We start from the raw sequence: 19,784 nt of genomic DNA on the forward strand, positions 1-19,784 counted from the left end.
GGCTCAGCTTCCCCCTCGCAGGATGGAGTTCCCTTCGTACGTGGCCCCGCCGGCCTCCGGCTTCTCCGGCTCCAGCTCCAGCCGGCCGCTCTGGCCGTAGAACTCCACCGGGTTCTGCCACAGCACCTTGTCGACGTCGGCGTCGGTGAAGCCGGCGGCGAGCATGGCGTCGGCGGTCCTGCGGGTCTTGAGCGGGTCGCTCCTGCCCCAGTCGGCGGCCGAGTTGACGAGCATCCGCTCGGTGCCGTACTCGCGCAGGATGCGGACCATGCGGTCCTCGTCCATCTTGGTGTCGGGGTAGATGGAGAAGGCCGCCCAGCAGCCGCTGTCCCGGGCGGCGGCGACCGTCGTCTCGTTGAGGTGGTCGAGGATGACGCGCTCGGGCGCCAGCCGGGACTCGCGGACGACGTCGAGCGTGCGGGCGAGCCCCGCGGCCTTGTCGCGGTGGGGCGTGTGCACCATGGCGGGCAGCCCGTGGTCGGCGGCCAGCTCCAACTGGGCGGCCAGCGCGTGGTCCTCCTCGGGGGTCATGGAGTCGTAGCCGATCTCGCCGACGGCGACGACGTGGTCCTTCAGCAGGTAGCGCGGCAGTTCCTCCAGCACCGGCAGGAGGCGCGGGTCGTTGGCCTCCTTGGGGTTGAGGGCGAGGGTGCAGTGGTGCGCGATGCCGTACTGGGCGGCGCGGAAGGGCTCCCAGCCGAGCAGGGAGTCGAAGTAGTCGTAGAAGCTCTCCGGGGAGGTACGCGGCTGCCCCAGCCAGAAGGAGGGCTCGACGAGGGCGCGCACGCCCGCGTCGTACATGGCCGCGTAGTCATCGGTCGTGCGGGACGTCATGTGGATGTGCGGGTCGAAGATGCGCATCACACCTCCTTGCGGGTCAGGGCGAGAATCCGGTCGAGGTCCGCCGGTACGGCGCGGCCGGCGGCCGTCCGCTCGCGGGCGTAGTCGGTGAGCATGCGGGCGAGTTCGCCGTCGCCGGCGGCGCGGTCGGCCAGGCCCGCGATCTCGTCGGCGGGCACGCCGGTGAACAGGCACTTGAGGACGGCCTGCCGCCAGGCGTGGTCACCCAGGTGTGCGGCGGCGTACGGGCCGAGGGCGGCGGCGACGAGGCGGGTGTCGTTGGTCCGCAGCGCGTCCTCCACCAGCGGCACGGCGCCGGAGCCCAGATCCAGGTGCGGCAGCGCGCGCAGCACGGCGCGGCGTTCCGCCGCGTCCCCGCGGTCGTAGACGCGGGTGGCGACCTGCTCGTCGGCGCGGGCGGCGTGCAGGATCAGCACGCGTACGGCGTCGGCGGCCCCCGCGCCGCAGCGGCGGCGCGCGGCGGCGAAGTGGGCCTCCCAGGCGAGCAGTCCGGCGCTGGGGCCCGGGGTGTCCGCGGCGGCGTCCGCGAGCGCGGCGGCGAGCCACGCGCGGGCCTCGGGGGCGAGGCCGGCGTCGACGGACGCGCGCAGGGCGGCCACCGTTGCGGAGGAGGCGGATGCGGCGGAGGCGGCAGAGGAGGCGGCGGAGGCGGGTGCGGCGGGGTCGGGAGTCACCACTGCGCGGCTCCTTTCACTCGGGGATTCACTCGGGGATTCGCTCGGGGTTCACTCGGGTCACGGGTGTGGCACGCGCGGCGCCCGGGCCGGGTGCGTACGACGGGCTCAGCACGGCACCGTTCCCCTCGCCCGCGCCTCTTCCTCCGCCGCGCGCAGGAAGCGGATGGAACTGCCCGCCAGCTCGGGCCCGGCGTGCGAGTGCCGGGGCAGCTCGACGCTGATCAGGCCCTGGTAGCCGGTGGTCTGCAGGGCTTCGAGCACCGCGGGGAAGCCGATCTCGCCCTCGCCGAACGGCAGGTGTTCGTGCACGCCCCGGCACATGTCCTCGATCTGCACGTGCGCGAGCCAGGGCGCGGCGGCCCGTACGCAGTCGGCGGGCAGCGCATCCTCCAGGCACTGGCAGTGCCCGATGTCGAGGGTCAGCGCCAGCGCCGGCGCGTCGCCCAGTTCCTCGCGCAACCGGTGGAACCCGGCCAGGTCGTACAGCAGATGACCGGGCTCCGGTTCGACGGCGAGCGGCACGCCGGCCGCGTCCGCGGCCTGGAGCACCGGGGCCAGCTCCGCGCCCAGCCGCTTCCAGGCGTCCGGCTCCGACACCCCGTACGGCCGCGTGCCGCTGAAGCAGTGCACGGCGTTGGCGCCCAGCTCCGACGCGACGTTCACGGCGGTGCGCAGCAGCCGGGAGCGTACGGCCCGCGCCTCGGGGTCGGGGTCGAGCAGGGTGGGGTGGTGCTTGCGGCGCGGGTCGAGGACGTAGCGGGCGCCGGTCTCGATCGTCACCGCGAGCCCGTGCCTGGCCAGCAGCCGGCGCACGGTGGCCGTGCGGGCGGGCAGGTCGGGCGCGAGCGGGTCGAGGTGCATGTGGTCGAGGGTGAGCGCGATGCCGTCGTAGCCGAGGTCGGCGAGGAGCGCGACGGCGTCGGTCAGCCGCAGGTCGGTGAGGCCGTTGGTGCCGTAGGCCAGGCGCAGCCGGGTCATGTGGGGCTCACCTTCCTCGCGAGCCGGCGGGCGACGGGTACGAGGGCCAGCAGCGCGGCGGCGCTGCCGGGCGCGCCGGCGCGGGCGGCGAGGGCGGACTGCAGCGGGATCATGGCGCGGATCCCGCCGCCGACGGCGCGCTGGGTGAGCTGCGGGCTGGGGTTGAGGGCGGCGTGCAGGTACGGGCGGACGGCGGTGTAGGCGTAGGCGCCGGCGAGCAGGTCGCCGGGGGTGAGCGCCAGCCGTGGCCCGCCTGGCGGCGGTGCGGCGGTGCCGGCCCGCGGGTGCGGATCGGGGTGCGGATACGGGTCGTTGCCGCGGCGCAGGGTGGCCGCGACGGCCGTGGTGACGGCGAGGCCGACGAGCGGGACGGCCGTCGACCCGCCCTCCACCTCGCGGCGCGAGATGACGGTGACCGCGTAGGTGTGGATCCCGAGGAGCACGGCGGCGAGCGGCGGGCCGTCGGCGGCCCACCAGGTGCGGTCGCCGCCGCGCGGGCTCGGCAGGGCGGACGAGTTGGCGGCCGGTACGGACGCGTCGCGCGCGGACGCGGTGCGTGCGTACCCGCCGTCCACGAGCCCGGCACGGCGGCCGGCGGCCGGCGGCGCCGCCTTCCGTGCCGCGCGGGCCTCGGTGGCCGCGGCGCCGAGGAGCAGGTCCAGGGTGCGGGCGGTGGCCATCGCTGCGGGGCCCGCGGGGGTGTTCTTCAGCTTCAGGTCGTACGCCCACACCGTCCCCGCGAGCGCGGTCGCCAGCGCGAGCGGCCGGCGGCCCGCCGCGGCGGCCAGACCGAGGCTCGCCGCGGTCAGGGCGGCGGCAGCGGTCAGCGCGGCGCGGGGGGTGATCCGCCCGGAGGGCAGCGGGCGGTGCGGGCGCTCGACGGCGTCGACGTCGCGGTCGGCGTAGTCGTTGAGCGCCATACCCGCCTCGTAGAGGCAGAGGGAGGAGCCGATGGCCAGCGCGGTGCCGCGGTTGGGGCGCAGCCCGGCGGCGGCGGCGCCGGCCAGGGCGTCGCCGGGGATCGTGAACAGCGCGGAGACGCGGAGGAGTTCGGCCCAGGCGCGCGCCTGGGCGGCCTTCGACGCCGGCTGCCGGCGCCCCTGGGCGCTGCGCGCCTCCGGCGCGGTCGGCCCGGCGGTACGCGGCGGGCGCAGCACGGCGCCGGAGACGGCGGCGGCGAGCAGCCCCGCTCCCCCGGCCACGGCGGCGACGGGCCCGCGGCCCGCAGACGGCGCGCCACGGCGCCGCCGTACGCGCGCGGCCACCCCCGCGGCAGCCGCGCCCAGCACGGCGCCGGAGACGACGGCGGCGGCCGGCCCGCGGCCCGTGCCCCGCCGGTGCCGCGCCGCGGCGCCGAGGCTCACCGCGACCAGCCCGGTGCCGCCGACCACCGCGGCAACCGACGGCGACCCGGCACTCGCTCCCGCCGTACGCCCGGACCGTACCGGCGCGAACGCGCGCGCGGCCCCCGCGCCCAGCGCGAGCAGCCCGGCGCCGCCCAGTACCGCCACGGTCGCCGGGCGGCGGGTGCGGGCGAGTCCCGTACGGCGCGCTCCGTCCGGCAGCCGGGCGGACCGGCCGCCCGCTCCCGCGGCTTCCGCGGTCATCGCGGCACCCGCAGGCGCTCCGCGACCGACAGCAGCTCGCGCCACTGGTCGGCGAGCCCGGGCGGGCCGCCGTCCGGGTCCTTGAAGAAGAACCCGAGGCCCGGCACCGGCCCCGACATCCCGGCCTCGTGGGCGCGGGCGACGATCCGGACGAGGTCGAGGACCAGCGGCGCGGCGAGCGCGGAGTCGCAGCCCTGCCAGATGGTCTGCAGCACCATGCGGGTGCCGAGGAAGCCGTCGAAGACGACGTGGTCCCAGGCGGTCTTCCAGTCGCCGAGTGCGGGCACGTCGTCGATGTGCACCTCGCCGTCGACGCCGGCGCCGAGGGAGTCGGCGAGCACCCGCTCCTTGCCGACGTTCTTGGCCGCCGCGGCGGCCGGGTCGCCGGCGAGGTTGGCGCCGTCGCCGCCGCCGAGGAGGTTGGTGCCGGACCAGGCGCGTACCTCCAGGGCCCGCTGCAGGAACATCGGCGCCAGCACCGAGCGCAGCAGCGTCTGGCCGGTCTTGCCGTCGCGGCCCGCGTACGGCACGCCGAAGGCGGCGGCGGTCTCGCGCAGCCGCGGGTGGTGCAGGCCGGTGGAGGGGGTGAAGTTGACGTACGCGCAGCCGGCCCTGAGGGCCGCCGCGGCGTAGCAGGACGAGGCGGGCAGCGCGTCGCCCTTGGCGACCGGCTCGGTGGAGGCGACGTTGACGACGACGGCGCGGGCGAGGTTGCGGCGGCGTACGAAGTCGGTGATGTCGGCGGCGTACGCGTCGATCACCGCCTCCTCGTCGTACGGCTCGCCGGGCTCCGGGCCGCCGGTCCGTATCTCCTCGTCGGCGGCGGTCAGTTCGGCGCCGACGGCGGCGGGCAGCCCGTGCGGGAGCACGCCGCCGGCGGCGAGTTCGTCCGCACGCTTGGGCAGTGGGGTGCAGGCCACGTCGTGGCCGCCGAAGACCAGCCGGCCGGGTGCCGGCAGCCCGCAGTCGGCGAACGGCGGGGTCTCGGTGACCATGCCGACCGGCGGGTGGAGTCCGGCGGCCAGCGCGGCGCAGCCGGTGATCACGGTCGTGGCGACGGAGCCGCGGGCGCCGATGAGCCAGACGCCGGTATCGGCCGTCGCCGGGTTCCCCGGTTGCGGCGCTGTGTCTTGCGAATGGACCGTCACGGCTGCTGCCTCCCACGTGTGTTCAGTTCAGATACACGGTGCACCCGCGGGCGGGAGGTGTCGTCACCTCCCGCCCGCGGCGCTCACGGAAGATCCTTCACCCGGATGTCCCGGAACGACACCTGGTCGTCGGCACCGTGGTTCTGGATTCCGATATGTCCGTCCGCCAGGCTGCGGGCGGGATCGGTGTTGGTGAAGTCGTTGATCTTCACGTCATTGAGGTAGATCTGCAAGTGCTCACCCTCGACGCGCAGCTCGAAGGTGTTCCACTCCCCCGGCGGGTTGAGGGCCTCGTCGCGCGCCGCGATGTCCGCGGACTGGAAGCCGTAGACGGCACCCGTGGTCCGGTCCGGGGAGTCGGTGGCGTCGATCTGGATCTCGTAGCCGTTGTTCACGGCCGACCAGGGGTCGTCGGAGGGCGGGAACCCGATGAAGACGCCGGAGTTGTCGTCGCCCTCCATCCGCCAGTCGAGCTTGAGGGAGTACGAGGTGAACTCCCTGGCCTCGTACCACAGCATGCCCATCCCCCCTTCCGAGGTCAGGGTGCCGTCCTCCAGGCGGAACGAGCCGGGACCGGCCTGCTTCCAGCCCTCCGTGGAGGTGCCGTCGAAGATCGGAGTGTAGTCGGTCTCGGCCACACTGCAGTCGGACTCGACGGCCCCGGCGGCGTACTGGATGCCGCCGAGCAGATGGGTGCGGAACTCCGGCTCGGCGTACGACTCCTTGGTGTGCCCGCCGCCGGTGTAGAAGGACCGGCCGTTCTCGTACGTCTGGCACCAGGCGATGGGGTGGTCCTCGCCCATGTTGCCGCCGGTGTACGAGCTCTCGTCGAGGGTGGCCAGCACCCGGGCCTGGTCGCGGGGGTTGGTGCGGTAGTTGTACCACTCGTCGAAGCGCACCCAGTCGTCACCCAGGTGGGCGGTGGCGGGGTGGTCGTGGTCCTCGACCTTCACCGTGGCCTGCTGGTTGTGCGGGTGCGAGTGGAAGTACGCGCCGACGAGGCCGCCGTAGAACGGCCAGTCGTACTCGGTGTCGGCGGCGGCGTGTACACCGACGTAGCCGCCGCCGGCGGCGACGTAGTCCTCGAACGCCTGTTGCTGGGCGGCGTCGAGCACGTCTCCGGTGGTGGAGAGGAAGACGACGGCGTCGTACTGCTCGAGGTTGCCGGCCGTGAACGCGCCGGCGTCCTCGGTGGCGTCGACGGTGAAGCCGTTGTCGGCGCCGAGCTGCTGGATGGCGGCGATGCCGTCGGGGATGGAGTCGTGGCGGAAGCCCGCGGTCTTGGAGAAGACGAGCACGTGCTCGCCCTCCGCCTTCTTCGCGGGCTTCTCCGCGACGGCGGAGGTGTTCATGGCCAGGCTGGTCACGATGACGGCCGCCGCCGCGAGGGCGAGGCGTCGGGGAGCTTTCATGGGGGTGCTCCTTGAGGGTGGTCGGGTGGACGCCCCGCCGGCCGGAGCCGGCGGGGCGGTGGGGGGAGCTATCCGGTGGTGAGAGTGAAGTCGTCGACGTCGTACAGCGCGTCCGTGCCGCTGCCGGCGAAGACGAGGTAGAGCTTGGTGGTGCCGTCCGGGGCGCCCGACACGGGTGCCGTGACGTCCTGGAACGTGTCCCATCCGCCGGTGACCGGCACCTCGGTGGAGCCGAGGAGCGTCCCGTCGGGGGCGCCCGCCCGCACTTCCAGGGTGCCGCCGGCGCCGGCGGAGGAGATCCGGGCGGTCAACTGGGTGACGTCGGACAGGACCCAGGGCTCGAAGGCGATCCAGTCGCCGGCGTTGATGTCGCCGACCGTCTTGCCGCCGTTGGCCGCGGGCTTGTTCTGCGGCGCGACGCCCTGGGAGCTGTCGTAGTGCTCGGCCTGGCGGTGCTTGGGCTGCAGCTTGGCCTGGTCGGTCCCGGTCAGGGCGCCCTGGCCGCCGCCTCCGCCGTCGGTGTACGTGGCGGTGAAGCCGCCGTAGAGGTTGGCGTTGGGGTCGTGCTCGCCGTCGGCCGCGGTCTTCAGCGTGCCGCTGCAGCCGTTGGCGCTGGTCATCTCGTGGCCGTGGGAGTCGTGGCCGAGGATGTAGGCGACCCGGACGGCGGCGCAGTCGACGGTCTCGTCCTCCGGGTCGGTGACGGTGACCTCGAACGGCACCTCGTCGCCGAAGTCGAAGGACTGGCCGTCCTGCGGCAGGTCCAGGGTCACGGTGGGTGCGGTGTTGCCGACGGTGATCTGCACGTTGGCGCTGCCGGTGAGGCCGTCGGAGTCGGTGGCGGTGAGGGTGACGTTGTACGTGCCGTTCTCGGTGTACGTGTGCGCGGGGTCGGCCTGGTCGGAGGTGGCGCCGTCGCCGAAGTCCCAGGAGTACGTCAGCTCGGTGCCGTCGGGGTCGGTGGTGCCCTCGGAGGAGAACTGCACGGCCAGGGGTGCCTGTCCGGAGGTCTTGTCGGCGCCGGCCTCGGCGACCGGGGAGGCGCCGCCGGTCATGTTCTCGATGCGGTAGAGGGCGGAGTTCTCGTCGCCGCCGAAGTAGCCGGTGCCGTAGTCGAGGACGTAGAGGGCGCCGTCGGGGCCGAAGTCCATGTCCATGACCTGGGTGCCGGACCAGGGGAAGTCGTTGATGGCGGAGACGGTGCCGTCGCTGCCCTGCTCGATCCGCTTGATCCACTTGCGGCCGAACTCGCCGGCGAAGAAGTTCCCTTCGTACTCGGCGGGGAAGGCGACGGCGGAGCCGGCGTCGACCTCGTCCTGGCGGTAGACGGGGCCGCCCATCGGGGACTCGGAGCCGTTGCCGAACTCGGGGACGGAGTTGCCGTCGTAGGGGATCCAGGCGGCCTGGGCCGGCGGCAGCTCGGTCAGGCCGGTGTTGTGCGGCGAGTTGTTGACCGGAGCGCCGCAGTTGAAGGCGCCGCCGGAGGAGCCGTTGCCGAAGTCGTAGTCGACGTAGGCGTCGTTGTCGCCGGTGCAGTACGGCCAGCCGAAGTTGCCCGGCTCGGTGATGCGGTTGAACTCGACCTGGCCGCCGGGTCCCCGGGTGCCGCTCGCGGTGCCGGCGTCGGGGCCGTAGTCGCCGAGGTAGACGACTCCGGTGGCCTTGTCGACGCTCATCCGGAACGGGTTGCGAAAGCCCATGGCGTAGATCTCGGGCTTGGTCTTCTCCGTGCCGGGGGCGAAGAGGTTGCCGTCGGGGATGTCGTACGAGCCGTCCGCGTTGACCTTGATCCGCAGCACCTTGCCGCGCAGGTCGTTGGTGTTGGCGGAGGAACGCTGGGCGTCGAACGCGGGGTTGCGGTTGCCGCGCTCGTCGATGGGCGTGTAGCCGTCCGAGGCGAACGGGTTGGTGTCGTCGCCCGTGGACAGGTAGAGATTGCCCTCGGCGTCGAAGTCGATGTCACCGCCCACGTGGCAGCACAGGCCGCGGGAGGCGGGCACGTCCAGGACCGCCTTCTCGCTGCCGGTGTCGAGGGTGCCGTCCTCGTTCAGCACGAACCGGGAGAGCCGGTTGACGCCGTCGAAGGGCGCGAAGTCGGCGGGGGTGCCCGTCTCGGGGGCGCCGCCGCCGGGGGTGCTCAGGGGCGGGGCGTAGTAGAGGTAGACGAACCGGTTCTGCGCGAAGCCCGGGTCGACCCCGACGCCCTGCAGGCCCTCCTCGTCGTGGTTGTACACGGCCAGCTTGCCGGCGACCTTGGTCGTACCGGCGGCGTCCGTCAGCCGTACCGTGCCGTCGCGCGAGGTGTGCAGCACCGACCGGTCGGGCAGCACGGCCATGGTCATGGGCTCGCCCATCTCCGGCTCGCCCTTGGCCAGCGTCACCTGCTGGAACTCCGCCGCCGCGGGATCGGGATGCTCGTGGCCGGGGTGGGCGGCGCCGGTGACGGACGTGCTCAGCACGATGGCGGGCACGGCCAGCAGGGCGGCCGCCGCCATCGCGATGGTTCTCCGGATCTTTCTGGTGTGCACCTGATCTCTCCTGCCGAGGGTGGGGGGTTTATGTCAGGGACATCACAGGAACGTAACCGTCTTTTGCGGGATGGAGAAGCCCTTTGACAGGACTTCAGTTATCTTCATCCTTGATGCGGACAAAGTGCCCCTCTGACATGCCGGAGCGGCCCGGCGGCAGGTGCCACCGCCGGGCTGCGCTCCCCGCCGCGGCGGCGGTCAGTCGCCGCCGAAGGCGGCGTCGAACGACGCCTGCGGAGGCTCGAAGTCGAGCGCCTTGAGCGCCCGCAGCGCCTCCGGCGCGCCCTGCAGCCGGTCCATGCCGGCGTCCTCCCACTCCACCGAGATCGGCCCCTCGTAGCCGATCGAGCGGAGCATCCGGAAGACGTCCTCCCACGGCACGTCGCCGTGGCCGGCCGAGACGAAGTCCCAGCCGCGGCGCGGGTCGCCCCAGGGCAGGTGCGAGCCGAGCCGGCCGTTGCGGCCGTCGAGGCGCTTGCGGGCCTCCTTGCAGTCCACGTGGTAGATGCGGTCCTTGAAGTCCCACAGGAATCCGACCGGGTCGAGGTCCTGCCAGACGAAGTGGCTGGGGTCGAAGTTCAGCCCGAAGGCGGGCCGGTGGCCGACCGCCTCCATCGCCCGGTGCGTCGTCCAGTAGTCGTACGCGATCTCCGACGGGTGCACCTCGTGCGCGAAGCGCACGCCCTCGGCGTCGAACACGTCGAGAATCGGGTTCCAGCGGTCGGCGAAGTCCTGGTAGCCGCGCTCGATCATGTGCGGCGGCACCGGCGGGAACATCGCCACCAGATGCCAGATCGACGACCCGGTGAAGCCGATGACGGTGTCGACGCCGAAGGCCGCCGCCGCCCGCGCGGTGTCGGCGATCTCGGCGGCGGCCCGCTGCCGGACGCCCTCGGGCTCGCCGTCGCCCCAGATCCGGGCCGGGAGGATGGCCTGGTGGCGCTCGTCGATGGGATGGTCGCAGACCGCCTGGCCCACCAGGTGGTTGGAGATCGCCCAGCACTTCAGGCCGTACTTCTCCAGCAACTGATGGCGGCCGTCGAGATAGCCGGGCTCGTTCAGGGCCTTGTCCACCTCGAAGTGGTCGCCCCAGCAGGCGAGTTCGAGGCCGTCGTAGCCGAAGTCGCGGGCCAGCCGGCAGACCTCCTCCAGGGGGAGGTCCGCCCACTGGCCGGTGAACAGGGTGAAGGACCGGGGCATCGTGCGCTGCCTCTTTCTCCGGAGTGCCTCCGGGGGTGGTCGGCTGATCCGGGTGGTCAGGGGGCTTGGTCGGCTTGTGCTACGGGCGTGTAGACGGCGTTCTTCTCCGCGCTCTCCTCGACGGCCGCCAGCACCCGCTGCACCTGCAGCCCGTCCGCGAAGGACGGCGCCGGCTGGGTGCCGCTCGCGACGGCGTGGACGAGGTCGCGGACCTGGTGCACGAAGGTGTGCTCGTACCCGAGGCCGTGGCCCGGCGGCCACCACGCCTCCAGGTACGGGTGCTCCGGCTCGGTGACCAGGACCCGCCGGAAACCGGCGGTCTCGGCCGGCTCCGCGTGGTCGTGCAACTGCAGCTCGTTCAGCCGCTCCAGGTCGAAGGAGAGCGAGCCGGCCTCGCCGTTCAGCTCCACCGACAGGGCGTTCTTGCGCCCCGCGGCCATCCGGCTGACCTCGAAGGACGCCAGCGCCCCCGAGGCCATCCGGCCGGTGAACAGGGCGGCGTCGTCGACCGTGACCGGACCGCGCTCGCCGCCGCCGGCCGCCGCGCCGGAGAGCCCGGCCGCCGCGGACGGCAGCGGACGCTCCCTGACGAACGTCTCGGTCTGCGCCGAGACGCCCACCAGCGCCTCACCGGTCAGGTACTGCGCCAGGTCAACGATGTGCGCGCCGAGGTCGCCGAGCGCCCCGGAGCCCGCCTTCTCCCGCTGCATCCGCCAGGCGAGGGGGAACTCCGGGTCGACGAGCCAGTCCTGCAGGTACGTCACACGCACGTGCCGCAGCGCTCCCAGCCGGCCGCGGGCGATCAGCTCGCGCGCGTAGGCCAGGGCCGGCACCCGGCGGTAGTTGAAGCCGACCATGGCGAGCTGCCCGCGCTCCCGCGCCCGCGCCGCGGCGTCGGCCATCGCCTCCGCCTCGGCGACGGTGTTGGCGAGCGGCTTCTCGCACAGCACGTGCTTGCCCGCCTCCAGCGCGGCGATGGCGATCTCCGCGTGGCTGTCGCCCGGCGTGCACACGTCGACGAGCTGCACGTCGTCCCGGGTGATGAGCCGGCGCCAGTCGGTCTCCGCGGCGGCCCACCCCATCCGGCGGGCCGCGGTGGCCACCTTCTCCTCGTCCCGGCCGCAGATCGCGGCCATGACGGGAGTCAGCGGAAGGTCGAAGACCCGGGCGGCGGTCCGCCAGCCCTGCGAATGGGCCGCCCCCATGAACGCGTAGCCGACCATGCCGACGCCGAGCGCGGCTGCGGTCGTGTCGTGGGACATAGAACTCCTTGTCAGTAGGCTGCTTCCGGCGCGCCGCAGGGTCGTTCCGGGATCTGCCGGACGTGCGGCTCCTGGCGCTGGATTCCCGTCAGTTGAAGCCGGTCGGCAGGTACTGGTCGATGTTGTCCTTGCTCACGACGGCGGAGTACAACGTGATCGACGCCGGGATCTCGAACTCGGCCATGCCCGAGACGCCCTTCTGCTGGCCCAGGGCGCGCGCGAGGTCGATCGCGGAGGCGGCCATCGTCGGCGGGTACAGGACGGTGGCCTTGATCACCGAGTCGTCCGCCTTGATGGAATCCATCACCGCCTTGGACCCGGCACCGCCCACCATGATGAACTCGTCGCGGCCCGACTGGTCGATGGCCCGCTTGACGCCCACGCCCTGGTCGTCGTCGTGGTTCCACAGCGCGTCGAACTCCGGCACGGCCTGCAGCAGGTCGGACATCTTGCGCTGGCCCGACTCGACGGTGAACTCGGCGGCCTGCCGGGCCACCTTCTCGATGTTGGGGTAGTTCTTCAGCGCGTCGTCGAAGCCCGCCGTGCGCTGCTGGGTCAGCTCCAGGTTGTCCAGCCCGGCCAGCTCGACGACCTTCGCGCCCTCCTTGCCCTTGAGCTGCTCGCCGATGAAGCGGCCGGCGTTCAGGCCCATGCCGTAGTTGTCGCCGCCGATCCAGCAGCGGTACGCCTGCGGGTCGTCGAAGATCCGGTCCAGGTTGATGACGGGGATGCCGGCCCGCATGGCCTTGAGCCCCGCCTGCGTCATCGCCTTGCCGTCGGCCGGCAGGATGACCAGGACGTCGACCTTCTTGTTGATCAGCGAGTCGACCTGGCCTATCTGGGTGGCCGTGTCGTTCGACCCCTCGGTGATGTCGAGGGTGACGTCCTCGTACGTCTCCGCGCGCGAGCGCGCGTTGTCGTTGATGGCGTTGAGCCAGCCGTGGTCGGCCTCGGGACCGGCGAAGCCGATGGTGACCGGCTTGCCGGGCTTGTCGTCCGAGACGTTCGCCTGCTGCTGCTCCGAGCCGCCGTCGTCGTCGCTGTCGTCGTTACTGGTGCAACTGGTGAGGAAGGCGGCGGCCGAGACACCGGCGGCGCCGAAAAGCATGTTTCTACGGCTGAAAGGTGATTCGGGCATGTGGATACGACCCTTCATTGCGTCGAGGACTTGCGCGAGGTCTGGTGCTGGATAAGGACGGCGGCGACGATGATCGCCCCCTTGGCGATGTCCTGAACCGCGCTCTGTACGTTGTTGAGGGCGAACAGGTTCGTGATGGTGGTGAAGACGAGCACGCCCAGCACCGAGCCGGTGATGGTGCCCCGGCCGCCGCTGAGCAGGGTCCCGCCGATGATCGCGGCGGCGATGGCGTCCAGTTCGTACAGGTTGCCGTTGGTGTTCTGGCCGGAGCCGCTGAGCGCGATGAGCATGAACGCCGCGATGCCGCAGCACAGGCCGGACACGACGTACAGCAGCAGCCGCTGCCGCTTGATGTCGATGCCGGCGAGCCGGGCGGCCTCGGGGTTGCCGCCGACCGCCACGGTGCGCCGGCCGAAGGTGGTGCGGTTGAGTACCACCCAGCCCAGGGCGGCGACGCCCAGGAATATGAGCACCAGCGGCGGGATGCCGAGGATGCGGTTGTCCGCCGCCATGAGGTCCAGCACCGAGTCGACCTCGACGATCTGCGTCCCGCCGTCGCTCATCTGCTCGGCGAAGCCGCGCGCGGACGCGAGCATGGCGAGCGTGGCGATGAAGGGCACCAGGTTGCCGAACGCGATGAGCACGCCGTTGACGAGCCCGCAGCCGACACCCACGGCGACAGAACAGAAGAGCATGCCGGCCAGGCCGTAGTCCTGGGTGGCCTGCGTCGTCGCCCAGACCGAGGCGAGGGCGACGATGGCGCCGACCGAGAGGTCGATGCCGCCGCCGATGATGACCAGCGTCATCCCGATCGTGACGACGCCGATCGCCGACGACTGGACGAGGATGAGCCGGACGTTGTCGATGTCCAGGAACTGGTCGGGCTTGGTGATGGCACCCACGGCGACCAGGAGGCCGAGCACGCCGAGCAGCGCCACCAGTCTCACGTCCACGTAGGTCTGCCAGCCGGCGGCGGGGCCGTTCCCCTTCGGCTTCTCCGGCGCCGGGGCGGGAAGCGAGTCCGATTTGCTCAACACTTACGAGGTCCCTTCCATGACGAGGTCGAGCACCCGGTGCTCGTCGAGATCCCGGGCCGGGGCGGTGTGCACGACCTGGCCCTCGCGCAGCACGAGGACGCGGTCGGCGAGGCCGAGGACCTCGGGGAGTTCGCTGGAGACGAGCAGGACCGCGACGCCTTCGTCGGCGAGCCTGCGGATGAGCGCGTACAACTCGGCGCGGGCACCGACGTCCACGCCGCGGGTCGGCTCGTCCAGCAGCAGCACCCGGCAGTCGCGCAGCAGCCAGCGCGCGAGCACCGCCTTCTGCTGGTTGCCGCCGGAGAGCGTACGGACGGGGGCGTCCGGGTTGTCGGGGCGCAGCGACAGGTCGCGTACGGCGTCCCGGGTCGCGGAGCGCTCCCCCGACCGGTCCAGCCAGCCGCCGGTGGAGAAGCGGGTGAGGGAGGAGATGGAGACGTTACGGCTGACGGACTCCGTCATGAGCAGCGCCTGGGACTTGCGCTCCTCGGGGGCCAGCCCGATGCCGGCCTTGACGGCGGCGGTGACGCTGCCGGGGCGCAGCGGGCGGCCGTCGATCAGCACCCGTCCCGCGGTCGCCTTGCGCGCGCCGAAGACGGTCTCGAGGATCTCCGAGCGGCCGGAGCCGACCAGGCCCGCCAGGCCCACGATCTCGCCGGGGGCCAGGCGCAGGTCCACCGGCGCGAACTCGCCCTTCCTGGCCAGCCCTTCGAGGACGAGCACGGGCTCCTTGCCCGCGGCCGGCGCCTCCGGCCGCTCGGGGAAGACGTGCGCGACGTTGCGGCCGGTCATCAGGGTGACGATCTCGTTGGTCGACGTGCTCTGCGCCGGCAGCCCGCGGGCGACGGCGCGGCCGTCCTTCAGGACGGTGACGCGGTCGCCGATGCGGCGGATCTCCTCCAGCCGGTGGGATATGTAGACGACGGCGACGCCCTGCGCGGTGAGGTCGGCGACGATGCGGAAGAGGTTGTTGACCTCGTCGGGGTCGAGGGCGGCGGACGGCTCGTCCATGACGATCAGCTTCACGTCGTGGGAGAGCGCCCGGGCCATGGAGACGACCTGCTGGCCGGCGGCGGAGAGGTTGCCGACGATGGTGGCGGCGGAGATCTCCGGGTGGCCGAGCCGGCCGAGCAGGTCCTGGGCCGCGGTCTGCGCCTCGCGGGCCTTGATGAACCCGCCGGAGGAGCGCTCGTGGCCGAGGAAGACGTTCTCGGCGACCGACACGTGCATCACCAGGTCGAGTTCCTGGTAGATGGTGGCGATGCCCAGGCGCATGGCTGCCACGGGGGACTTCAGCGAGGTCTCCTCGCCCTGCCAGACGATGGTGCCCTCGTCGGGCTGGTGGGCGCCGGCCAGGACCTTGATGAGGGTCGACTTGCCGGCGCCGTTCTGGCCGAGCAGGCAGTGCACCTCGCCGGCCACGACGTCGAGGTCGACGCCGTCGAGGGCGCGGACGCCGGGGAACGACTTGGTGATCCCCGTCATGGTGAGCAGGGGTGTGGCGGGGGCGGGCGGCGTATCGGGCGTGGGCGCCATGTACGGATCTCCTCGGCGGTGCTCCCTCTGCGCCTGCTCGGGGGCAGGTTGGGCAGGGTGGAGCGCAAACGGGCGGGTTCACCGGGCGGTGCGGGTGTCACGGGCGGGGTGGTGCGGGGGCCTGCGCGGGTGGTGCCGCGGTCGGCCGGGGGTGCTGCGGAGTGCTGCGGTGGTACGGCGGTGCCGGTGTTACGGGTGGGACGAGTGGTGCTGCTGGTGCTTCTGGTGTTGTGGTGGTGCCTGGGTCGTACGGGTGATGCGCGGGTGGTGCGAGGGTCGGGCGGGGGTGGTGCGGGCCGTACGGGTGGTGCGCGACTGTCCGCGCCCGGCGTCAGGCGGGCGAGAACAGGTGGTCGCTGGTGAGCCGGGCGGCGCCGATCACGCCCGCGGTGGGGCCCAGCTCGCCCAGCACGATGGGCAGGTTGCCGGTCGCCAGCGGCAGTGACTGGCGGTAGACCTGGGTGCGGATGGCGGCGAGCAGTGTGTGACCGAGGCCGGTGACACCGCCGCCGATGACCACGAGCCCCGGGTTGAAGAAGCTGACCAGGCCGGCGATGACCTGGCCGGTGCGGGTGCCGCCCTCGCGGATGAGTTCCAGCGCGACCGCGTCGCCTGCGGTCGCCGCCACGGCGACGTCCTTGGCCTCCAGCTCGCCGCTCTCCTCCAGCCGGGCGGCCAACTGCGCGGAGCGGCCGTCGCGGGCGGCGTTCTCGGCGTCCCGGGCGAGGGCCGAGCCGCCGAAGTACGCCTCCAGGCAGCCGCGGTTACCGCAGGCGCACGGGCGCCCGTCCACCTCCACCTGGATGTGGCCGATGTCGCCGGCGCTGCCGTTCGTCCCGCGGTAGACCTCGCCGCCGACGAGGATGCCGCAGCCTATGCCGGTGCCGATCTTGACGTAGAGGAAGTCCCGCACGGCGCGGGCGACGCCGGCGTGCTGCTCGCCCTGGGCCATGATGTTCACGTCGTTGTCGACCATGACGGGGCAGCCCAGCTCCTGGCTGAGCGCCTCGCGGACCGGGAAGCCGTCCCAGCCGGGCATGATCGGCGGCGCGACCGGCACGCCCTCGGGGAAGCGGACGGGGCCCGGGACGCCGATGCCGGCGCCGTCGAAGCCCTCCGCCACCCCGGAGGCGCGGAGCTTGGCCGCCATCGCCAGCGCCTGCTCGAAGACCGCGACCGGGCCCTCGCGCACGTCCATGGGCTGGGTCAGATGGCCGAGCACCTCCAACTCCGCGTTGGTGACCGCCACGTCGATGGAGGTGGCACCGATGTCGACGCCGAGGAAACGCAGCGAGGGCGCGAGGCGGATGTTGTGCGACCTGCGTCCGCCCCGGGAGGCGGCGAGACCGTCGGCGACCACGAGCCCGGTCTGCAGCAGCCGGTCGATCTCGACCGCCAGCTTGGAGCGGGACAGTTCCACCTGGTCGCCGAGTTGCGCCCGAGAGTTCGGACCGCCGTCACGCAGCAGGCGGAGCAGTCGCGCCTGGTGCGCGTTCGCGGGCCGAGCTGTCATGCGCCTCACGCCACTCCTCCCCGGCCTCGCGTACGTCGTTCTCGTACGCCGTTGTCGGCTTTCAACGGGGAACGTAGCAGTGCTTGGCCACTGAGGGAAGAAGTTCTGCAGGAATCGGTATCTACTTTCTCCACCTCCAGGACAAAGCTCGGTCACAAACGGGCGGCGTACGCTGGCCGGCATGGGTCGGGTGACGGTGCGGCGTCCGGTGACGCGGGTGCGTGGCGGGCGGGTGGAGCGGCGGCCGGACACGCTGGTGGCGGAGGAGCCGCTGGAGATCCGGGTGGGCGGTCGGGCGTTGGCGGTGACGATGCGGACGCCGGGGGACGACTTCGCGCTGGCGGCGGGTTTTCTGGTCAGTGAGGGGGTGCTGGCCCGGGGTGGGGAGTTGGCGGGGATCACGTACTGCGCGGGTGCCGTGGACGGTGCGGAGGGCGGGAACACGTACAACGTGGTGGACGTGCGGCTGGCGGCGGGGGTGCCGGTGCCGGACGTCACGCTGGAGCGCAACGTGTACACGACGTCGTCGTGCGGGCTGTGCGGCAAGGCGAGCCTGGACGCCGTCCGCACGACGACCAGGTGGCCGGTCGCCGGCCGGGACGGCGTGCGGTTGTCGCCCGAGGTGCTGGCGGCGCTGCCGGACCGGTTGCGGGCCGGGCAGCGGGTCTTCGACCGCACCGGCGGCCTGCACGCCGCCGCCCTGTTCACCTGCGCGGGTGAGCTGGTCGATCTGCGGGAGGACGTGGGCCGGCACAACGCGGTGGACAAGCTGGTCGGGCGGGCGTTGCAGCAGGACCGGCTGCCGTTGGGCGAGACCGTGCTGATGGTCTCGGGCCGGGCGTCCTTCGAGCTGGCGCAGAAGGCGGCGATGGCCGGGATCCCGGTACTGGCCGCGGTCTCCGCGCCGTCGTCGCTGGCCGTCGATCTCGCGGTGGAGACCGGGATGACGCTGGTGGGCTTCCTGCGCGGCGACACCATGAACGTGTACGCGGGCGAACACCGCATCGCGCTGTGACGCCGGGTCGGGTAGACAGTGTCCACCTCGGTGGTAGACACTGTCCACCATGACGGCGGACACCCGCGCGCGCCTGCTGCAGGCGGCGCTCGAACTCCTCGACGAGCGAGGAGTCGACGCCCTCACCCTGCGCGCCATCGCCCGGCGCTGCGGTGTCTCGCACGGCGCACCGCTCAAGCACTTCCCGCACCGCGCCGCGCTGCTGTCGGCCGTCGCCACCCAGGGGTTCCACGAACTCCAGGACTGGGCGGGCGAGGCGCTGGCCAAGCTCCCGCCGGACGCGAGCCCGGCGCTCCGGCTGCGTACGGGCACGCGCGCGTACGTGGAATACGCCGTGGCCCGGCCCGAGATGTTCGCGCTCATGTTCCGCCGCGACCTGCTCGACGCGCACGACCGCGAGCTGGGCCGCGCCTCCCTCGGCGGCTTCGAGAACCTCATGCGCCTGGTCGAGGCCCGGCAGGCCGAGGGCTGGCGGGCCGACGCCGACCCGCGGCTGCTCACCGGCGCCCTCTGGTCCGCCATGCACGGCACCGCCGAACTGTGGTCCTGGGGCTCCCTGCCGCTGGCCACCGGGGCGGCGACCATCGACGACGTTCTCGACGGCCTCTGCGGGGCGTTCGAGATCGGCCCACCCACCGCACGACGAAAGCGAACCACGCCATGACCACCACCCCTCCCCCGGACTTCGACCGGGAGACCGCCGTCCACGCGCGGCCGGGCGCGCCCGGCGCGTACGACACGGACCTGCCCGGCGCGTGGAAGGTCGGCCAGGGCATCAACGGCGGCGTGCTGCTTGCGGTGACCGCCCGCGCGCTGTCCGCCGAACTCGGCGCGCCCCGCGACGACCGCCCCGGCCACCCGGACCCGCTGTCCGTCTCCGCCTACTACCTCTCCACGGCCACCGCGGGCCCGGCGGTCGTCCGCACCGAGACCATCCGCCGCGGCAACTCCGTCTCCCACGGCGGCGCGGAACTCCTCCAGCAGGAGGACCCGGCCACCGCCCCGGTCCCCCGGCTGCGCGTCCTGGCGGCATACGGCACCCTCGCCGACCAGCCCGACGACGTCTGGACCTCCGCGAAGCCGCCTTCGCTGGCACCGGTGGAGCAGTGCATAGGCAGCGACGCGGCCCCGCCGGAGTTCCGCGCGGAGTCCCCGATGCTCGACCGCGCCGACCTCAGGCTGGACCCGTCATGCGTGGGCTGGGCGGTGGGGGCCCCGTCGGGACGGGGCGAGATGAAGGGCTGGTTCCGCCTCCCGGAATCCCGCGACCCGGACACCCTGCTGCTTCTGACGGCCGTCGACATCCTCCCCCCGGTGACCTTCGACCTGGGCATGCCCGGCTGGGCCCCGACGCTGGAACTGACCGCCCACGTACGCGCCAGCCCGGCGCCGGGATGGCTGCGGGTGATCCACACGACGCGCAACGTCGCGGGCGGCTGCATGGAGGAGGACGCGGAGATCTGGGACTCGGCGGACCGTCTGGTGGCCCAGTCCCGCCAGTTGGCCCGCCTGCCGCGACAGCCCTGAGCGCATCCGCCACGACCCCGTCCCGTTCGGTGATCGAAGGTGTGCTTGCCGTGATCTCCTGAGGCCCCCAAGTCTCGTGTGCCGCTTTGCGGTCGCCGTGACGCTTGGGGGTTGCTCGTGACGTTCCGACTGTCTCGTCCTCGGCGCCGGGGCGGGGGCGGGGTTCGGGCTGCTGGAGGTCCTGCTCGCGCGGGTCACCGACGCGCAGAAGGCGGAGGCCTTCCCCGGCGGCGGGTGGATGATCCCCGGCGGGATCAGCCTGGACCTCACCTATGTGCCCGATTTCAGCGGGGTGCTGACCACCTGGCTGCCCGCCTCGATCGGCACCGTGAGCATCGGTGCTCT

At 72.9% G+C, this 19,784-nt stretch carries 16 protein-coding genes; 3 read left to right on the forward strand and 13 right to left on the reverse strand.

The genetic code is table 11. The features are described 5' to 3' along the window. Positions 1–3: 3 nt before the first annotated feature. The 13 genes from O7599_RS05890 to O7599_RS05950 form a co-directional block, all read right to left on the reverse strand. Positions 4–861, reverse strand: coding sequence for a TatD family hydrolase (locus O7599_RS05890; RefSeq protein ID WP_281621029.1), 858 nt, complete (start codon positions 859–861; stop codon positions 4–6). Next, positions 861–1,538 (reverse strand): EboA domain-containing protein, encoded by a 678-nt coding sequence (locus O7599_RS05895; protein WP_281621030.1) that lies wholly within the window; start codon positions 1,536–1,538, stop codon positions 861–863. The genes O7599_RS05890 and O7599_RS05895 overlap by 1 nt, the downstream gene beginning before the upstream one ends. A 105-nt stretch (positions 1,539–1,643) precedes the next feature. Then, positions 1,644–2,516, reverse strand: a complete 873-nt coding sequence (locus O7599_RS05900; RefSeq protein WP_281621031.1) for a sugar phosphate isomerase/epimerase family protein — start codon at positions 2,514–2,516, stop codon at positions 1,644–1,646. Next, positions 2,513–4,123 carry an SCO3242 family prenyltransferase gene (locus O7599_RS36880; RefSeq protein ID WP_348652589.1) on the reverse strand — a complete coding sequence of 537 codons (1,611 nt, stop codon included), beginning with the start codon at positions 4,121–4,123 and terminating at the stop codon, positions 2,513–2,515. The genes O7599_RS05900 and O7599_RS36880 overlap by 4 nt, the downstream gene beginning before the upstream one ends. Then, positions 4,120–5,271 (reverse strand): inositol-3-phosphate synthase, encoded by a 1,152-nt coding sequence (locus tag O7599_RS05910; RefSeq protein WP_281621032.1) that lies wholly within the window; start codon positions 5,269–5,271, stop codon positions 4,120–4,122. The genes O7599_RS36880 and O7599_RS05910 overlap by 4 nt, the downstream gene beginning before the upstream one ends. Before the next feature lie 83 nt (positions 5,272–5,354). Further along, complete coding sequence (locus O7599_RS05915; protein WP_281621033.1) at positions 5,355–6,683, reverse strand: ThuA domain-containing protein; 1,329 nt, start codon at positions 6,681–6,683, stop codon at positions 5,355–5,357. A 68-nt stretch (positions 6,684–6,751) separates the two neighbouring features. Next, a complete protein-coding gene (locus tag O7599_RS05920) occupies positions 6,752–9,211 on the reverse strand; it encodes a PQQ-dependent sugar dehydrogenase (RefSeq protein ID WP_281621034.1) in 2,460 nt (819 codons plus the stop codon). Positions 9,212–9,409: 198 nt separating this feature from the next. Further along, positions 9,410–10,411, reverse strand: a complete 1,002-nt coding sequence (locus tag O7599_RS05925) for a sugar phosphate isomerase/epimerase family protein (RefSeq protein WP_281621035.1) — start codon at positions 10,409–10,411, stop codon at positions 9,410–9,412. Between the two features lie 56 nt (positions 10,412–10,467). Continuing rightward, the gene (locus O7599_RS05930; protein WP_281621036.1) at positions 10,468–11,673 is read right to left on the reverse strand and encodes a Gfo/Idh/MocA family oxidoreductase; all 1,206 of its coding nucleotides are present in this window, start codon (positions 11,671–11,673) and stop codon (positions 10,468–10,470) included. A gap of 88 nt (positions 11,674–11,761) precedes the next feature. Beyond that, entirely contained in the window at positions 11,762–12,811 is a 1,050-nt protein-coding gene (locus O7599_RS05935; RefSeq protein WP_281621037.1) for a substrate-binding domain-containing protein, read from the reverse strand. Positions 12,812–12,825: 14 nt separating this feature from the next. Further along, positions 12,826–13,848: an ABC transporter permease gene (locus tag O7599_RS05940; protein ID WP_281621038.1), complete on the reverse strand. Its 1,023-nt coding sequence runs from the start codon at positions 13,846–13,848 to the stop codon at positions 12,826–12,828. Next, positions 13,849–15,384 carry a sugar ABC transporter ATP-binding protein gene (locus O7599_RS05945; protein ID WP_281621039.1) on the reverse strand — a complete coding sequence of 512 codons (1,536 nt, stop codon included), beginning with the start codon at positions 15,382–15,384 and terminating at the stop codon, positions 13,849–13,851. A gap of 331 nt (positions 15,385–15,715) precedes the next feature. Then, on the reverse strand, positions 15,716–16,897 hold the full coding sequence (locus tag O7599_RS05950; RefSeq protein ID WP_281621040.1) for an ROK family transcriptional regulator: 1,182 nt from the start codon (positions 16,895–16,897) through the stop codon (positions 15,716–15,718). A 181-nt stretch (positions 16,898–17,078) separates the two neighbouring features. On the opposite strand from O7599_RS05950, the gene fdhD reads away from it, so the two are divergent. Genes fdhD through O7599_RS05965 form a run of 3 tightly spaced genes read left to right on the forward strand, consistent with a single transcriptional unit; the run spans position 17,079 to position 19,439 of the window. Further along, positions 17,079–17,912, forward strand: coding sequence for a formate dehydrogenase accessory sulfurtransferase FdhD (fdhD, locus tag O7599_RS05955; protein ID WP_281621041.1), 834 nt, complete (start codon positions 17,079–17,081; stop codon positions 17,910–17,912). Positions 17,913–17,961: 49 nt separating this feature from the next. Then, the gene (locus O7599_RS05960; protein WP_281621042.1) at positions 17,962–18,576 is read left to right on the forward strand and encodes a TetR/AcrR family transcriptional regulator; all 615 of its coding nucleotides are present in this window, start codon (positions 17,962–17,964) and stop codon (positions 18,574–18,576) included. After that, positions 18,573–19,439, forward strand: coding sequence for a thioesterase family protein (locus tag O7599_RS05965; RefSeq protein WP_281621043.1), 867 nt, complete (start codon positions 18,573–18,575; stop codon positions 19,437–19,439). The genes O7599_RS05960 and O7599_RS05965 overlap by 4 nt, the downstream gene beginning before the upstream one ends. Positions 19,440–19,784 lie beyond the last annotated feature (345 nt).

Source organism: Streptomyces sp. WMMC500 (assembly GCF_027497195.1).
In the GTDB taxonomy this organism is placed as follows: Bacteria; Actinomycetota; Actinomycetes; order Streptomycetales; family Streptomycetaceae; genus Streptomyces.

What these genes read in the sequence shown, in the direction of transcription:
- O7599_RS05890 (WP_281621029.1), bottom strand. Translation starts at nt 861, where the DNA reads ATGCGCATCTTCGACCCGCACATCCACATGACGTCCCGCACGACCGAT.
- O7599_RS05900 (WP_281621031.1), bottom strand. Translation starts at nt 2,516, where the DNA reads ATGACCCGGCTGCGCCTGGCCTACGGCACCAACGGCCTCACCGACCTG.
- O7599_RS36880 (WP_348652589.1), bottom strand. Translation starts at nt 4,123, where the DNA reads ATGACCGCGGAAGCCGCGGGAGCGGGCGGCCGGTCCGCCCGGCTGCCG.
- O7599_RS05915 (WP_281621033.1), bottom strand. Translation starts at nt 6,683, where the DNA reads ATGAAAGCTCCCCGACGCCTCGCCCTCGCGGCGGCGGCCGTCATCGTG.
- O7599_RS05925 (WP_281621035.1), bottom strand. Translation starts at nt 10,411, where the DNA reads ATGCCCCGGTCCTTCACCCTGTTCACCGGCCAGTGGGCGGACCTCCCC.
- O7599_RS05930 (WP_281621036.1), bottom strand. Translation starts at nt 11,673, where the DNA reads ATGTCCCACGACACGACCGCAGCCGCGCTCGGCGTCGGCATGGTCGGC.
- O7599_RS05935 (WP_281621037.1), bottom strand. Translation starts at nt 12,811, where the DNA reads ATGCCCGAATCACCTTTCAGCCGTAGAAACATGCTTTTCGGCGCCGCC.
- O7599_RS05945 (WP_281621039.1), bottom strand. Translation starts at nt 15,384, where the DNA reads ATGGCGCCCACGCCCGATACGCCGCCCGCCCCCGCCACACCCCTGCTC.
- O7599_RS05950 (WP_281621040.1), bottom strand. Translation starts at nt 16,897, where the DNA reads ATGACAGCTCGGCCCGCGAACGCGCACCAGGCGCGACTGCTCCGCCTG.
- fdhD (WP_281621041.1), top strand. Translation starts at nt 17,079, where the DNA reads ATGGGTCGGGTGACGGTGCGGCGTCCGGTGACGCGGGTGCGTGGCGGG.
- O7599_RS05960 (WP_281621042.1), top strand. Translation starts at nt 17,962, where the DNA reads ATGACGGCGGACACCCGCGCGCGCCTGCTGCAGGCGGCGCTCGAACTC.
- O7599_RS05965 (WP_281621043.1), top strand. Translation starts at nt 18,573, where the DNA reads ATGACCACCACCCCTCCCCCGGACTTCGACCGGGAGACCGCCGTCCAC.